A 14576-nucleotide genomic window follows, 5' to 3' on the forward strand; every position below is an offset into this window, starting at 1 on the left:
CACAACGCGCCAGCCGCATTCCTATGATGGGCGGATGGCGGCGCGAGCGTGGAGGGGTCGATGACTCAGGGGGCAGGTCAGGGGCACGAGCCCGACACCGGGTACGAAGCCGCGCCCGGCTACGGGACGGCACCCGACTTCCAGCCGGCCGCCGGGTACGAACAGGGCTACCCGCCACCGGCCGTCTCCGGCTACGAGGGCGCCCCGCCACCGGCGGCCGCCCCGGCCGCCGTACCGCCCGGCTACGAGCCGACCCGCCCCGACACGCCGCTGGTTCCGCCGGGTTACACCCCCACCGCCCACGACCTGCCGGTGATCACCGACGCGTCCCTGCCGGGCGAGCGCCCCGGTCCGCTCTACGTGGTCGGTGACGTGCACGGCTACCTCCACGAACTCCTCGCCGCGCTGCACGAGTCGGGGCTGGTCGACGAGGACGGCCACTGGTCGGCGGGCAGCGCCCGGCTGTGGTTCCTCGGGGACTTCACCGACCGCGGTCCGGACGGCATCGGCGTGATCGAGCTGGTGATGCAGTTGTCCGCCGAGGCAGCCGCCGCCGGCGGCTACTGCCGCGCGCTGATGGGCAACCACGAACTGCTGCTGCTGGGCGCCCACCGCTTCGGCGACACCCCCGTCAACTCCACCGGCGGCACCGCCTCGTTCCTCGCCGCCTGGCGGCTCAACGGCGGGCAGCCGTCCGACATGGAGCGGCTGGAGGACCGGCACCTGACCTGGATCTCCCGGCTGGACGCCGCCCACCTCACCGACGGCCACCTGCTGGTGCACTCCGACACCACCGCCTACCTCGACTACGGCAGCAGCATCGAGGAGATGAACGACGCCGTCACCGGAGTGTTGCAGCGCGCCGACGCCGACGAGTGCTGGGACCTGTTCCGCAAGTTCACCAAGCGGTTCGCCTTCCGCGGCGACGGCGGTCCCGACGCCGCCCGCGAGATGCTGGGCACCTTCGGCGGCGAGCGGGTCGTGCACGGCCACAGCCCGATCCCGTACCTGCTCGGCGAGGGCGGTGAACCGCAGGTGGACGGCGAGGCGGCCGCGCCCGTGATCCACGGCCCGATGGTCTACGCGGACAACCTCGCGGTGGCGATGGACGGCGGCGTCACGATGGAAGGGCGCCTCTTGGTTGCCCAACTCCCGCTGGTGGGATAGCTTCCACATTTCCTGGTCGCGACCTGTCAAGGCCCCCCGTACAGCCCTACCATCGGCTGTATCCGTAGTCCCACCGCTCTCCGGGCATCCGGCAGGCAGCGACTGTTCCACGTGGAACACCGGCCGCACGCGGAGAGTCGGAGCATCGGGGGATGCACATGACCAGCGCTCCACATCTGCTCACCGAGGACCGCCCGGACTTCGAGCACGTCCTCGACGAGGCGCTGCACATCGCGTTGGGCGGCACCGGCGACGGCGCGGCCGGTTCCCCGCTGAACGCCGAGCAGTTGCGCACGATGGCGCTGGCCGCCGCCGAGTCGATCGGGGCACGGGCCGCCGAGGAGTACGAGGTGTACCGCCGGGTCCGCGCCGACAGCCGGGAGGCGGTACGCGAGTCCGCCCGGGTCCGTGACAGCCGGGCGTTCAGCTATGCCGCGATGGGCGTCGCGGACCGCGCCGGGTCCGGCCCCGGCCTCCTTGCGGTGATGGCCGTGCTGACGCCGCTGCTCGCCGGCGCCGCGGCACTGATCTTCCTGCTGATCGGCTACGCGCTCGAGGCGGTGTCCCCGGAGCCGGGGATCGCCTCGCCGCTGCGCACGGCCGGCTGGTTCTTCGCCGCCGTGACCGCCGCCGCGATCGTGCTCGGCGGAATCGGCCTGCTGCTCACCGCGCTGCGCGACGGCTCCTCCGCGATCCGGGACACGCCCGACGCCCTGCCGTCGGAGGTCGCCCAGGCGCGGGAGGCGTGGCGGCGCGCGCTGCTCGACCGGGGGCTGCTGCCCTTCCTCGACGACGCGCTGGCCGGACGGGCAGGGGTGCCGCCACCCGCCGCGCCCGCCTCCGTGCCGCGCATGCCGCGCCTGGGCTACACCCGGCCGGACTTCTCCTCCCCGCAGGACCCGCACCACGGGACGGTCAACCGCCGGCCCTACCAGTGAGCACGGCCGGCGTCCCCGCGACACGGACGGTCCGGCCGAGGCCCCCGGCAGCGCGGAACCGCAGCAGCAGCAGCCGCTGCGACTGCCACCGCCACTGCCACTGGCTCTGCCGCACGGATGGACTCCCCGGGTCGCGGCGGCCGTCCACCGTTGCTTGACTGCTCCCGTACCTGGTCAGAACGGGAGAGGCCCATGCGCGTCCGCCACCGTACGCTCGCTGCTCTGCTCACGACCGTCCCGCTCGCCTTCGCGATGACGGCCTGCTCCGACTCCTCGGCCGGCCAGGTGACGGGCACCCGCGGCCTCGGCTTCAGCCAGACCATCGCCAACCCCACCCAGGGTGACGGCGCCTGTCACCGCTTCGCCCCGCGTGGTGTCGACCACGTCACCAACAACACCGGGGTCGACATCTGGCTGCACAAGGGCCTGGACTGCAAGGACCCGGCCGGACGCCCCAGCACCTACCTGCCCACCACGTTCAGCGCGGGCGTCGCCGAGACCCCGGGGCTGTGGCACAGCTTCTCCACCGTCGGCTGGCCGCCACCGGTCCCGCCCAACGTCGGCCGGAACCTCGACTAGGGAATCACTCAATCGCGGTGGGAGGGCCCGGCGGCACACCAGTGCCTCCGGGCCCTCCGTGGAAGCGGTCCTCCCGGGAAGCGCGGCCCCTCCCGGGGGGGCGAGGCTCCTTCGGGGTCCTCCAGGGGTACTTCCGCTGATCCCCTCCGGACTCAGTCCGCGATCGGCAGGTACACGCGGTTGCCGGCGGCGGCGAACTCCGCCGACTTGGCGGCCATTCCGGCCCGGATCTCCTCCTCACTGCCTTCCGCGGCACCGGGCGCGCCGTCCTGGTCCACGCCGTCCTGGTCCGCGCCGCCGTGGGCGCGCCGGATGTCGTGCGAGATCCGCATCGAGCAGAACTTCGGGCCGCACATGGAGCAGAAGTGCGCGGTCTTGGCCGGTTCGGCGGGAAGCGTCTCGTCGTGGAAGGCACGGGCGGTGTCGGGGTCGAGGGCCAGGTTGAACTGGTCCTCCCAGCGGAACTCGAAGCGCGCGTCGGACAGCGCGTCGTCCCATTCCTGGGCACCGGGGTGCCCCTTGGCGAGGTCGGCGGCGTGCGCGGCGATCTTGTAGGTGATCACCCCGGTCTTGACGTCGTCGCGGTCCGGCAGTCCGAGGTGCTCCTTCGGGGTGACGTAGCAGAGCATCGCGGTGCCCCACCAGGCGATCATCGCGGCGCCGATGCCCGAGGTGATGTGGTCGTAGGCGGGGGCGATGTCGGTGGTGAGCGGGCCGAGCGTGTAGAACGGGGCCTCCTCGCAGATCTCCTGCTGGAGGTCGATGTTCTCCTTGATCTTGTGCATGGGCACGTGACCCGGGCCCTCGATCATGGTCTGCACGTGGTGCCGCTTCGCCACGGTGTTGAGCTCGCCGAGCGTACGCAGCTCCGCGAACTGCGCCTCGTCGTTGGCGTCGGCGATCGAGCCGGGCCGCAGCCCGTCGCCGAGCGAGAACGTGACGTCGTAGGCGGCGAGGATGTCGCACAGCTCCTCGAAGTTCTCGTAGAGGAAGCTCTCGCGGTGGTGGGCCAGGCACCAGGCGGCCATGATCGAGCCGCCGCGCGAGACGATGCCGGTCTTGCGGCGGGCGGTCAGCGGGACGTGGCGCAGCAGCACCCCGGCGTGCACCGTCATGTAGTCCACGCCCTGCTCGGCCTGCTCGACGACGGTGTCCCGGTAGACGTCCCAGCTCAGTTCCTCGGCCCGGCCGTCGACCTTCTCCAGCGCCTGGTAGAGCGGCACCGTGCCGATGGGGACGGGGGAGTTGCGCAGCACCCACTCGCGGGTGGTGTGGATGTTCCGCCCGGTGGACAGGTCCATCACGGTGTCGGCGCCCCAGCGGGTCGCCCAGGTCATCTTCTCGACCTCCTCCTCGATGGAGGAGGCGACTGCGGAGTTGCCGATGTTGGCGTTGACCTTCACCAGGAACCGCTTGCCGATGATCATCGGCTCGATCTCGGGATGGTTGACGTTGGCCGGCAGGACGGCCCGGCCCGCGGCGATCTCCTCGCGCACGGTCTCGACCGGGACGTTCTCGCGCAGCGCGACGAACTCCATCTCCGGGGTGGTCTCGCCCCTCCTGGCGTAGGCGAGTTGGGTGACCGGACGACCGGGCCGGCCGCGCCGGGGGAGCCGGGGCCGGCCGGGGAAGACCGCGTCGAGGTTGCGCAGGCCGCCGCGCGGCGCGGTGTGCCTGAGCCCGTCGTCCTCCGGCCGGACCGGTCGACCCGGGTACTCCTCGGTGTCGCCGCGGGCGATGATCCAGTTCTCCCGGAGGGGCGCCAGGCCCCGCCGGACGTCGGTGTCGACCGACGGGTCGGTGTACGGGCCGGACGTGTCGTACAGCGTCACGTCACGGCCGTCGGTGAGATGCACCTGGCGGACCGGCACCCGCAGGTCCGGCCGGGATCCGGTGGGACCGGTGACGTACGACTTGTGCCAACCGGTTCCACGCGTGTGCGCATCCTGCATGGTCATGTGAGACCCACTCCCTACGCCGGCATTACCCGGTAACAGGTTCAGCGGTCGGCGCAGCGCTCGCCCTCGGCGATGTCAGCGCCCTCTCAGCCCGGTGCTCCGAGCTCCCGCGTTTGCAAAGGTGCTGCCAACCGTAGCGTCTGGGTACGGACATTCACCAGGGGCCTTGCGATGATCGGGCCGTGGACTCCCCCCAGGCCGGCGAGCACGGCCCGCACCCCGCCGCGTCGCCCGAGCCAGGCCACGACGCCGGCCACGCCCCCGGCCACGGCCACGCGAACGGGCACGCGCACGCGCACGCGCACGGGCACAGCCATGGACACGCGCACGGGCCGGTGCCGCCGGCCTCCCGGCACCTGCGGAAGGTAATCGCGGCCGTCCTCGTGCCGTTCGCGGCCGCGGTGGTCGCCGGCATGGTGCTGCTGTGGCCGGGGGGCGCGCCGGCGCACGCGCGCAGCGGGGTCGGGTTCGACCAGCAGACCCGGCCGGGAAAGGTGGTCCAGCTCGTGCACGTGTCCTGCAAGCAGGTCGGCGCGCTGCCCAACACCGACGGGACCGGGGACGGTTCGGGCAGCACGGGCGGGACGTCGGGCACGGCGTCGGGCTCGGCGTCGGGCGGCTCGTCCACCGCGGGGACCGCCACCGGCGACGACTGCCAGAAGGCGACGATCGAGGTGGAGTCCGGGCCGGACAAGGGCACGAAGTTCACCGAGATCGTGCAGCCCGACCAGACCCGCCGTTACACGAAGGGCGAGGGCGTGGTCCTCGCGTACGCCCCTGACGCGCCCAAGAGCCTGCGCTACTCGGTCACCGACGTGGACCGGGGGCTGCCGATCGCGCTCCTCGCGTTGGCGTTCGCGCTGGTCGTGGTCCTGGTCGGGCGGCTGCGCGGGATCATGGCGCTGGTCGCGCTGGCGATCTCGTTCGCGATCCTGACCCTCTTCATCCTCCCGGCGATCCTGCGGGGCGACGATCCGCTGCTGGTCGCGGTGGTCGGCGGCAGCGCGATCATGCTCATGGCGCTGTACCTGTGCCACGGCGTCAGCGCCCGGACGTCCGTGGCGGTGCTCGGCACGCTCTGCTCGCTGTTCCTGATCGGGGCGCTCGGCTCGGTCTTCATCGCGTGGGCCCGGCTGACCGGCAACACCTCCGACGAGACCGGGCTGATCCACACCCTCTACCCGGACATCGAGATCAAGGGGGTGCTGCTGGCCGGGGTGATCATCGGCTCGCTGGGGGTGCTCGACGACGTGACCGTCACCCAGGTCGCGGCTGTCTGGGAGCTGAAGGACGCCGACCCGACCGCGAACTGGCGCAAGCTCTACGGGGCCGGCATGCGGATCGGCCGCGACCACATCGCCTCGGTCGTCAACACCCTGGTGATGGCCTACGCGGGCGCCGCCCTCCCGCTGCTGCTGCTCTTCTCGATCGCCCGCAGCGGGGTGTTCCAGGTGGCGAGCAGCGAACTGGTGGCCGAGGAGATCGTCCGGACGCTGGTCGGCAGCATCGGCCTGGTGGCGTCGGTGCCGCTGACGACGGCGCTGGCCGCGCTGGTGGTCAGCGCGGACCGCGGCGGCCGGGGCGCCGCGGAAGGACCTGGGCACGGTCCGGACGGCGGTGCCCCGTCGGCGGCGCTTCCCGGGCCGTCCCGCCCGGCCGGGCGCAGCCACCGCCGGGTGAAATGAGACGGACCGGCGGACGGCCCGAGCCGTTCACCGGTCCGCGCGACGCCGCCCCGGCCTCGACCGCCGGGACGCCCGCGTCACCAGTCGCGCTTCTTGCCGGACCCTCCCGAGGTGACGCGCTTCACCACGAAGACCAGCGCTGCGACCAGGACCACGAAGACGAACACCTTGAAGAGCAGGCCGATCACGAAGCTCACCAGGCTCGCGATCAGCGTGCCGAACACGACCAGCGCGATGACCGGGATGCCGATCCACTTGACCCACCAGGGCAGGCTCTTCAGCAGATTCTCCATAACGCTCTTTCGCTCCTAGGTCGCTGTGCGGGGCGCACTCGGGACTCTGCGGTACCGCGGCTCCGTGCCGTACTTCGACTGTAGGTCCACCCGGGGGCCGGACGAAGGCCGGGCAGGCCCCATCCGACCCTGATCCTCCCCTTAGGGTTCCGGCGGCGAGAAGACCACCATGACCCTGAGGTCCTCGGTGACGTGGTGGAAGCGGTGCGGGGTGCCGGCCGGCACGTAGACCACGCTGCCGCGCGCGACGGTGGTCGTCTCGTCCCCGACGGTGATCGCGGCCCGCCCGCTGACCACGAGGTAGATCTCGTCCTGCGCGTGCGGCTGCTGCGGGTCGCTCTCGCCGGCCCCGACCGCGTACAAGCCGGCCGACATGGTGCGCTCCCGCAGGAAACGGAGGTACGCGCCCTGGTTCGCGGCACGCTCCGCGTCCAGGTCGTCCAGCCGGAACACCTTCATCATTTCGCTCCTCCGCTGCGGTACGGCCACGGTTCTGTCGCGTCTCTTGTCCCGATGATCGGACCTGCGACGATCTCACCATGAAGAATTTCGTCGTCAAGACCCTGGCGAACGCCGCCGCCCTGGGCGTCGCCGTCTGGCTGCTCAAGGGCATCACGCTCACCGGGAACTCGGTGTGGCGCGAAGCACTGACGCTCATACTCGTCGCCCTCGTCTTCGGCGTGGTGAACTGGCTGGTGAAACCGGTCGTCAAGGTGCTGTCGTTTCCGCTGTTCATCCTCACCCTGGGCCTGATCACCCTCGTGGTGAACGCGCTGATGCTGCTGCTGACGTCGTGGCTGGCCGGTCACCTCAGTCTGAAGTTCCACGTGCACGGCTTCTGGACGGCGGTGCTCGGCGGGCTGATCGTCAGCATCGTGGCGTGGGCGATGCACGTCGTCCTCCCGGACGAGGACGACTGAGGGCGACTGAGGGCGACTGAGGACAGCCCGGGGACGGCCGGGAACGGCCGAGGACGCCGGGATCACCGCCGGGGACCGCTGGGAGGATGAGGGCCGGATGACGCAGGACCGCAGGGCGCAGGACACGGCGGGGGACCCGGCCGGCGACGTCGGCGACAGCACGCGGAGCGTGCACGCCGGCCGTCCCGAGGCTAGGCCGTACGAGCCCTCGCTGCCCGGCCCGGTGTTCGTCTCGCACTACCACCTGCCCGGCGAGCCGACCGGCCCCTACGCCTACGGCCGGGACGACAACCCCACCTGGGATCTGCTGGAGCGGGCGATCGCGGAACTGGAGGCGCCCGGCGACCCGGACGCGACCACACTCTCCTTCGCCTCCGGCATGGGCGCGGTCTCCGCGGTGCTGCTGTCCCAGGTGCGCTCCGGCGACGCGGTCGTCCTCCCGTCGGACTGCTACCAGACCACGCGCGCGCTGGTCGAACGCCTGGAGTCGTACGGTGTCGAGGTGCGGATGGCGCCGACCGCCGGCGACGCGCAGCTCCCATTGCTCGACGGCGCCCGGCTGGTCTGGCTGGAGACCCCCTCCAACCCGCAGTTGGACGTGTGCGACGTCCGGCGGCTTGCGGCCGCCGCCCACGCGGCGGGCGCGCTGGTCGCGGTGGACAACACGCTGGCCACACCGCTGGGGCAGCGGCCGCTCGACCTGGGCGCGGACTTCTCCGTGTCCAGCGGCACCAAGGCGCTGGCCGGGCACGGCGACCTGCTGATGGGATACGTCACCACACGCGACGCCGCACTGGCCGGCTCGGTGCGGACGTGGCGCAAGACCGTGGGTGCCATCCCGGGGCCCATGGAGGCGTGGCTGGCGCACCGCTCGCTCGCCACGCTGGCGCTGCGGGTGGACCGCCAGGCGGCCAACGCGCTGGCGCTGGCCCGCGCCCTGCTGGAGCGGCCCGAGGTCTCGGGGGTACGGCACCCGGGGCTGCCCGGCGACCCGTCGCACGCGGTCGCCCTGACCCAGATGCGCCGCTTCGGCAGCGTGGTCTCCTTCACGCTGCCGGACCGGGAGCACGCCGAGCGCTTCCTCGCCGCGCTGCGGATGACCTCGGAGGCGACGAGCTTCGGCAGCGTGCAGTGCACCGCTGAGCGCCGGGCCCGCTGGGGCGGCGACGCGGTGGCGCCGGGCTTCGTCCGCTTCTCGGTGGGCGTCGAGGACCCGGACGACATCGTGGCCGATGTGCGCCGCGCCCTCGACGAGGCCGCGCGCCGCCGGTAGCCGGTCGCACCGCGCGGCTAGCGTACGGCCATGACCAACTCTGCGAGCGGGTCCGGCGCCCCGGACCTGGCCGGCGTCCTGCGTCCGTACGTGGCCGACGGCACGCTGCCCGGGGCGGTGGGCCTGGTGGCGCGGGGCGGCGACGTGGAGGTCGCGGTGGTCGGGTCGGCGGACGCCGAGGGCCGCACGCCGATGGACAGGGAGTCGATCTTCCGGATCGCCTCGATCACCAAGCCGATCACGGCCGCCGCGGTGATGGTGCTGGTCGACGACGACCGGATCGACCTCGCGGACCCGGTGCGGCGCTGGCTCCCGGAGCTGGCCGAGCCCCGCGTCGTCCGCACCCCGCGCGGCCCGCTGGACGACGTGGTGCCCGCCGTCCGCCCGATCACGGTGGAGGACCTGCTCAGCTCGCGTACCGGGTACGGCTTCCCGGCCGACTTCGAACTGCCCGCCGTGCGAGCGCTGATGGCCGAGGGCGTGCAGTCCGACGGCCGCGAGCCGCAGCGCTTCCTGCCCACCGACGCGTGGCTGCGGGTGCTGGCGGGCATCCCGATGCTGCACCAGCCGGGCGATGCCTGGCTCTACAACACCTCCTCCGACCTGCAGGGCGTCCTGGTCGAACGGGTGAGCGGCCAGTCGCTGCCCGATTTCCTGGCCGAGCGGATCTTCGAGCGGCTGGGCATGCGGGACACCGGCTTCGTCGTCCCCGCCGCGAAGCGCGACCGTCTCACCGGCTACTACCGGGCCGCTGCATCGGGCGGCCTGGAACTGCTCGACGGTCCGGACGGCCAGTGGAGCAGGCTGCCGCCCCTGGCGTCCGGTGCCGGCGGGCTGGTGTCGACCGTCGACGACTGGCTGGCGTTCGGCAGGATGCTGCTCGCCGAGGGGGCCACCGCGGACGGCCGGCGGCTGCTGTCGGCGCGCTCGGTGCGGCTCATGACGACCGACCACCTCACCGGGGCGCAGCGGGCGGCGTGCCCGCTCTTCCTGGAGGGCCAGGGCTGGGGCTTCGGCGGCGCCGTGGACGTCGAGGCCGTCAGCCCCTGGAACGTCCCCGGACGGTACGGCTGGGTCGGCGGCACCGGCACGTCGGCGCACGTGGTGCCCGCGACCGGCGCCGTCCACGTCCTGCTGACCCAGCTCGCGGCGACCGGCCCGGTGCACGCGCGGCAGCAGCGGGACTTCTGGCGCTACGCGGCGGCCGGGTGACGGGTCGGGCGGGATTTCCCGGTTCCCCGCACGTTTGCCCGGCGCCCGGTCGCGGCAGATCTCAGGCATGCCTCCGGACTCGCTTCCCCTCCCCTCCACCCGGCCGGTGGTCAAGCGCACGGCCCGCGCAATCATCCTCGACGGCGACCGGCTGGTGCTGATCAAACGCACCAAGCCCGGCCTCGCGCCGTACTGGCTGACGCCCGGCGGCGGCGTCGAGGACGAGGACGCCGGGGTGCTCTCCGCGCTGCACCGCGAGATCGACGAGGAGCTGGGCGGCAAGATCGTCGACCCGGTGCCCGCCTTCGTCGACACCGTCGAGCACATCGCGGAGGACGGGTCGCACGGGGTGAAGGTGCAGTACTTCTTCGTCTGCCGGCTGGCGTCGATGGATCTGGACCGGCGGCACGGCCCGGAGATCGACGAGCCGTGCGGCAGCTACGAGGTCGTACGGGTGCCGTTCACCAGGATGGGGCTCGCGTCCGTGGAGATCGTCCCGCTGACCCTGCGGCACTACCTGGACGCGAACATCGAAGGGGTGCTCGGGCTGCTCGGGCCCGACCTGGGCTGAGCCGGGGCCGGCCCGGTCCAGGCTCCGCCCGGGTGCGGCCCCGGCCGAGGCCGCACCGGGCCGCCGGTCAGCCACCCGCGACGAGGTCGTACGCCTCCCGCAGGTCGCCACCGGTGTACGCGTGCGTGGCCATGCCGCTGACGTGGTCGTCCCCGTTGACCGCGACCGAGACCGGGACCACGCCGAACAAGGCGGTGTCCGACAACGAGTCGCCGTAGGCCACGCAGTCGGCGCGGCTCACTCCGTAGGCGGGCGCACAGCTCGTCGGCGATGACCACCTTCGACTCGGGCAGCAGGATGCCCGTCAGGTCGAACGCGGCGTCCGGGGCGAAGGGGAACGCGGGGAAGACCGAGGCACGGGCGTCGTGGACGCCCCAGGCACGCAGCCGGGTCACGAAGAAGTCGGGGGAGAGCGAGATCACCGCACAGTGCTCGCCGCGGGCGGTGATGTCGGCCCAGACCTCGCGTATGCCGGCCAGCCACGGCGCCCCCGCGAACGCGCCGGCCACGTGGTGCTCGGTGAGCGCGGACCACATCCGGTAGGCGCGTTGGGCGTACCCGGGAGAATCGATCGCACCGCTGGACAGCGCGTGCTCCAGCTCCCGGAACTCGGCGGTCATCCCGATCTGCCGGGAGATCTCCATGCCGGCGGACGTGCCGGACATCAGCGTGCCGTCCATGTCGAAGATGTGCAGTCGAGTCATTCCGCCCCCTTGGTCGTCCCCGCCAGTGTTCCACGTGGAACACGCCGCGTGACCGTCGGCGCCGCGATATAGGTCCGCGAGCGAATAGTCCCGTAGCGGAACTCTTTCACTACTCTCGACCCATGACCGGCCAGACCACCCCCACACCCGCGACGACCACCGATGTCTCCTTCCTGCTCCATCACACGGCGCACGTGCTGGCCACCCGCATGACGGCCGCCCTCGCGGAGATCGGCACGTCACCCCGCGCACACTGCGTGCTCGCCCACGCCTCGCAGACCGAGCGGACCCAGGCGCAACTCGCCGAACTCTCCGACCTGGACAAGACCACCATGGTCGTGACCGTCGACCAACTGGAGCGCGACGGACTGGCCGAGCGGGTGCCCTCCGCACAGGACCGACGGGCCCGGATCATCAAGGTCACCCCGAAGGGCGCGCAGGTCGTGGCGACCGGACAGGCCATCGTCGACCGGGTGCACGGCGACGTGCTCGACGCCCTGCCCGACGAGGAGAGGGCCGCCTTCGTCTCCGCGCTCACCCGGCTCGCCACGGGACACCTGTCCACGCCCGTCGAGTCCGCGGAGGGCGGCCAAGGGGTACGCCGCCCCCGGCAGTCGCGCACGTGACCGCCGGGATCCAGCCGAAGCGCCCCGGAACCCCCCGCGTCAGCTCCAGCCCGGAAACCCGCCCGGTACCGGCGCCTGCGGATCGTAGGGCGTGCGCGTGAACACGAAGGACCCCACGTCGAGGTGGCTGAGCGTGCCGTCGTCACGGCGGACCGCCCGCAACGTCTCGCCCGCGTAGTACCCGTCGCGCCCGGTCCAGGTGCCGTCGTGTTCCACGTGGAACCGCGTTCCGCGGCCCTGGCCGGACAGCGGCCGCAACTCCACGTCACCCGACGCGAGCACGAGCAGGCCGAACGGATGGGTGCCCCAGTACCAGGCACCGGCCAGGTCGAGCAGCGCGGCGTCGAGGGAGTCGGCGGGCCGCCACGGTGCGGGGAAGGCGGGTTCGGCGTCGGCGGTGATCGTCAGCAGGTCGGCCGCGAGACCACCCACCGCAGGCCCGGACGTGGAGTTGGCCAGCGCCACCGCGCCGAGCCGGTCCTCGACACTCACCCACACCGCCGCCAGGAACCCGGGCATCGAACCGGTGTGACCGGCGAGGGTGCGGCCGTGGTGCCGCAAGATCTGTATCCCGAGGCCGTAGCCCGCGCCCGGCGTGCTCGCCTCGGGCGGCGCCGCCGGTTCGCGCATGTGCGCCACGGTCGCCTCGTCGAGCACCCCGTCGTGGCCCCCGGCCAGGAACGCCGCCCACCGGGCGAGGTCGTCGACGGTGGACCACAGCTCCCCGGCGGGCGCCATCACGCCGGTCCGCTGGACCGCCTCGGGCACCATCACGTCGGCCCAGGGGTGCACCGCGAAGCCGCCCGCCGCGGGCGGGCGCGGCAGCAGGCCGGTGCGGCCCATGCCCAGCGGGTCCAGCACCTCCTGCTGGAGCGCGTCGCCCCACGGAACGCCCCGCAGCCGGGCCACCACCGCGCCCAGCAGCGCGAAGCCGGGGTTGGAGTAATGGTGCCGCCGCCCCGCCGGATGCTTGACGGGCGCCGCGCCGAGCACGTCCGCCAGCTCGGGCCGCACGTCACCGGGGGTACGCTCCCACCATGGCCCCGGCGTCTCGGAGGCGATGCCCGACGTGTGTGCCAGTAGCTGACCGATCGTCACCTCGCCCACCCGCGTACCCGGCAGGTGCCGCTCCAGCGGATCGGTGAGCGCCAGCCGGCCTTCGTCACGCAGCCTCATCACCAGCACCGCGACGAAGCTCTTGGTCAACGACCCGATCCGGTACTGCGTGTCGGTGTCCGGCGCGTGCCCCTCGATCATGCTGCGCGAGCCGCTCCACACCAGCTCCCCGTCCCGCACCACCCCGCCGATCAGCGACGGTGTCCGGCCCCTGGCCTGCTCCACCGCGACCCGGTGCATCAGCGCCCGGGTCGCGGTGGACAGCAGCTCGCCGCCGTACGCCGAAGGAGAGTCGTTCGTGGTCACGCGCCCCCTGCCCTTCTGCCGGGCACCGGCCCGGCGCCGCTACTCGCCCGTGTCCCGCGCGAGTGGGTCGGCCGCGCCGAAGCGCACCGAGATGATCGACATCCGCATCGACCGTACCCCCGGGATGCGGTGCGAGAGGGGCGCGAGCGCGTACAGGCCGCGGCCGCGCCGGAACGGGAGGCTGCGCACCCGCGTGATCAGCGGGGACGCCGACGCGACCTTGGGGTACTCCCGGTAGTCCATCCCCCACTCCCAGCGCGGCGCCCGGTACCCCCCGCGCCGCCCGTCCGCCGGGGTCTTCCGGCTCTGCGCGACCTGCGCACGCGGCAGCGTGTCGAAGAGGAACCACCCGCCGGGGAACCGTCGCGCGCACGCGGCGATCAGCCCCTTGGCGTCGCGCTCCGGCAGGTACATCAGCAGGCCCTGCGCGGTGACCAGGACGCCTTTCGCCGCGTCGGCCGCCGAGATCTCGTCCATCCACGCGAGGTCGAGTGCGGAGCGGGCCACCGTACGGCGCCGCGGCGGGTCGTCGGGCAGCAGCGCGGCACGGACCGCGACCGTCTCCGGCAGGTCGACGGTCAGCCAGCGCAGCCGGCCGTCGTCCACCCGCCAGAACTGCGTCTCCAGGCCCTCGCCGAGCGCGACGACGGTGCCGCCGGGATGTTCGGCGGCGAACCGGCGGACCTCGTCGTCGAAGGCCCGCACCCTCAACGCGTGCCACTGCGCCATCACCGGGGCGCCGAAGCGGTCGAAGGGGTAGTCGATCCGGTCCACCAGGTCCACCGCGAGCGGATCGTCCAGCAGTCGTTTCCCGGGCGGCCGTCCCGCCTCGGCCGCGCGGTGGACGAGGTTCCACAGCAGGGTCTCCGGCACACCGTCCAACTCGACCCTGAGCCGGCCGGCCCCGCGCGCGAGCGCACCATCCGCCGAACGGGTCGGGTCCCCGCCCGACACCCCACCCGCCTCGGCCGGCCCACCACCCGTCGGCCCGGCACCCGTCGGCCCGCCACCCGCCGCGCCGCCTCCGGCTCCGCTTCCGGTCGTGTCCCCGCCCTGTGCCCGGTCCCCGTCACTCATGGCGCCAGCCTCTCACCCTCGTGCGCGCCGCCCCGTCAACTGCCGTGTACGGCAGGCGGCTTCCTCCGGTCGTCCCTGTCAGAAAGGTTGACACCCCCCACGGCCCGGCGTGACCATCACGTCGGCCAGAGAGCGCTCTCACTGCAACGTG

General features: G+C 72.9%; 14 protein-coding genes and 1 pseudogene. 9 read left to right on the forward strand and 6 right to left on the reverse strand.

Going from position 1 to position 14576, the window contains the following annotated elements; translation table 11 throughout:
- The first annotated feature begins 60 nt into the window (after positions 1-60).
- The 3 genes from RVR_RS17670 (at position 61) to RVR_RS17680 (ending at position 2684) form a co-directional block, all read left to right on the forward strand.
- A complete protein-coding gene (locus tag RVR_RS17670) occupies positions 61-1167 on the forward strand; it encodes a metallophosphoesterase (protein ID WP_202234778.1) in 1107 nt (368 codons plus the stop codon).
- A 158-nt stretch (positions 1168-1325) separates the two neighbouring features.
- Complete coding sequence (locus RVR_RS17675; RefSeq protein WP_202234779.1) at positions 1326-2105, forward strand: hypothetical protein; 780 nt, start codon at positions 1326-1328, stop codon at positions 2103-2105.
- Between the two features lie 192 nt (positions 2106-2297).
- Positions 2298-2684 (forward strand): hypothetical protein, encoded by a 387-nt coding sequence (locus RVR_RS17680; protein ID WP_202234780.1) that lies wholly within the window; start codon positions 2298-2300, stop codon positions 2682-2684.
- Positions 2685-2836: 152 nt separating this feature from the next.
- Here the strand turns inward: RVR_RS17680 and thiC are convergent, their stop codons facing one another.
- Complete coding sequence (thiC, locus tag RVR_RS17685; protein WP_202234781.1) at positions 2837-4642, reverse strand: phosphomethylpyrimidine synthase ThiC; 1806 nt, start codon at positions 4640-4642, stop codon at positions 2837-2839.
- Positions 4643-4824: 182 nt separating this feature from the next.
- Here thiC and RVR_RS17690 point away from each other — a divergent pair, with 182 nt between their 5' ends.
- The gene (locus RVR_RS17690) at positions 4825-6327 is read left to right on the forward strand and encodes a YibE/F family protein (protein WP_202234782.1); all 1503 of its coding nucleotides are present in this window, start codon (positions 4825-4827) and stop codon (positions 6325-6327) included.
- Between the two features lie 77 nt (positions 6328-6404).
- Here the strand turns inward: RVR_RS17690 and RVR_RS17695 are convergent, their stop codons facing one another.
- Positions 6405-6620, reverse strand: coding sequence for a DUF5326 family protein (locus RVR_RS17695; RefSeq protein WP_202234783.1), 216 nt, complete (start codon positions 6618-6620; stop codon positions 6405-6407).
- 141 nt (positions 6621-6761) lie between these two features.
- Positions 6762-7079: a cupin domain-containing protein gene (locus tag RVR_RS17700; protein ID WP_202238736.1), complete on the reverse strand. Its 318-nt coding sequence runs from the start codon at positions 7077-7079 to the stop codon at positions 6762-6764.
- Positions 7080-7159: 80 nt separating this feature from the next.
- Between RVR_RS17700 and RVR_RS17705 the strand changes: the two genes are divergently transcribed.
- The 4 genes from RVR_RS17705 (at position 7160) to RVR_RS17720 (ending at position 10596) form a co-directional block, all read left to right on the forward strand.
- A complete protein-coding gene (locus RVR_RS17705; RefSeq protein WP_202234784.1) occupies positions 7160-7540 on the forward strand; it encodes a phage holin family protein in 381 nt (126 codons plus the stop codon).
- A 97-nt stretch (positions 7541-7637) separates the two neighbouring features.
- The gene (locus tag RVR_RS17710; protein ID WP_202234785.1) at positions 7638-8813 is read left to right on the forward strand and encodes a cystathionine gamma-lyase; all 1176 of its coding nucleotides are present in this window, start codon (positions 7638-7640) and stop codon (positions 8811-8813) included.
- A 30-nt stretch (positions 8814-8843) separates the two neighbouring features.
- Complete coding sequence (locus RVR_RS17715) at positions 8844-10025, forward strand: serine hydrolase domain-containing protein (RefSeq protein ID WP_202234786.1); 1182 nt, start codon at positions 8844-8846, stop codon at positions 10023-10025.
- A 67-nt stretch (positions 10026-10092) separates the two neighbouring features.
- Entirely contained in the window at positions 10093-10596 is a 504-nt protein-coding gene (locus RVR_RS17720; RefSeq protein WP_202234787.1) for an NUDIX domain-containing protein, read from the forward strand.
- A gap of 67 nt (positions 10597-10663) precedes the next feature.
- Here the strand turns inward: RVR_RS17720 and RVR_RS17725 are convergent.
- Positions 10664-11300, reverse strand: a pseudogene (locus RVR_RS17725) (HAD family hydrolase).
- Between the two features lie 122 nt (positions 11301-11422).
- Between RVR_RS17725 and RVR_RS17730 the strand changes: the two are divergent.
- Complete coding sequence (locus RVR_RS17730; RefSeq protein ID WP_202234788.1) at positions 11423-11926, forward strand: MarR family winged helix-turn-helix transcriptional regulator; 504 nt, start codon at positions 11423-11425, stop codon at positions 11924-11926.
- Positions 11927-11965: 39 nt separating this feature from the next.
- Here the strand turns inward: RVR_RS17730 and RVR_RS17735 are convergent, their stop codons facing one another.
- Together RVR_RS17735 and RVR_RS17740 are read right to left on the reverse strand one after the other, a co-directional pair.
- On the reverse strand, positions 11966-13282 hold the full coding sequence (locus tag RVR_RS17735) for a serine hydrolase domain-containing protein (protein WP_202238737.1): 1317 nt from the start codon (positions 13280-13282) through the stop codon (positions 11966-11968).
- 105 nt (positions 13283-13387) lie between these two features.
- A complete protein-coding gene (locus tag RVR_RS17740; protein ID WP_202234789.1) occupies positions 13388-14425 on the reverse strand; it encodes a class I SAM-dependent methyltransferase in 1038 nt (345 codons plus the stop codon).
- Between the last annotated feature and the right edge of the window lie 151 nt (positions 14426-14576).

Source organism: Streptomyces sp. SN-593 (genome assembly GCF_016756395.1).
Taxonomy (GTDB): domain Bacteria; phylum Actinomycetota; class Actinomycetes; order Streptomycetales; family Streptomycetaceae; genus Actinacidiphila; species Actinacidiphila reveromycinica.

What these genes read in the sequence shown, in the direction of transcription:
- RVR_RS17670 (WP_202234778.1), top strand. Translation starts at nt 61, where the DNA reads ATGACTCAGGGGGCAGGTCAGGGGCACGAGCCCGACACCGGGTACGAA.
- RVR_RS17675 (WP_202234779.1), top strand. Translation starts at nt 1,326, where the DNA reads ATGACCAGCGCTCCACATCTGCTCACCGAGGACCGCCCGGACTTCGAG.
- RVR_RS17680 (WP_202234780.1), top strand. Translation starts at nt 2,298, where the DNA reads ATGCGCGTCCGCCACCGTACGCTCGCTGCTCTGCTCACGACCGTCCCG.
- thiC (WP_202234781.1), bottom strand. Translation starts at nt 4,642, where the DNA reads ATGACCATGCAGGATGCGCACACGCGTGGAACCGGTTGGCACAAGTCG.
- RVR_RS17695 (WP_202234783.1), bottom strand. Translation starts at nt 6,620, where the DNA reads ATGGAGAATCTGCTGAAGAGCCTGCCCTGGTGGGTCAAGTGGATCGGC.
- RVR_RS17700 (WP_202238736.1), bottom strand. Translation starts at nt 7,079, where the DNA reads ATGAAGGTGTTCCGGCTGGACGACCTGGACGCGGAGCGTGCCGCGAAC.
- RVR_RS17705 (WP_202234784.1), top strand. Translation starts at nt 7,160, where the DNA reads ATGAAGAATTTCGTCGTCAAGACCCTGGCGAACGCCGCCGCCCTGGGC.
- RVR_RS17710 (WP_202234785.1), top strand. Translation starts at nt 7,638, where the DNA reads ATGACGCAGGACCGCAGGGCGCAGGACACGGCGGGGGACCCGGCCGGC.
- RVR_RS17715 (WP_202234786.1), top strand. Translation starts at nt 8,844, where the DNA reads ATGACCAACTCTGCGAGCGGGTCCGGCGCCCCGGACCTGGCCGGCGTC.
- RVR_RS17720 (WP_202234787.1), top strand. Translation starts at nt 10,093, where the DNA reads ATGCCTCCGGACTCGCTTCCCCTCCCCTCCACCCGGCCGGTGGTCAAG.
- RVR_RS17730 (WP_202234788.1), top strand. Translation starts at nt 11,423, where the DNA reads ATGACCGGCCAGACCACCCCCACACCCGCGACGACCACCGATGTCTCC.
- RVR_RS17735 (WP_202238737.1), bottom strand. Translation starts at nt 13,282, where the DNA reads ATGCACCGGGTCGCGGTGGAGCAGGCCAGGGGCCGGACACCGTCGCTG.
- RVR_RS17740 (WP_202234789.1), bottom strand. Translation starts at nt 14,425, where the DNA reads ATGAGTGACGGGGACCGGGCACAGGGCGGGGACACGACCGGAAGCGGA.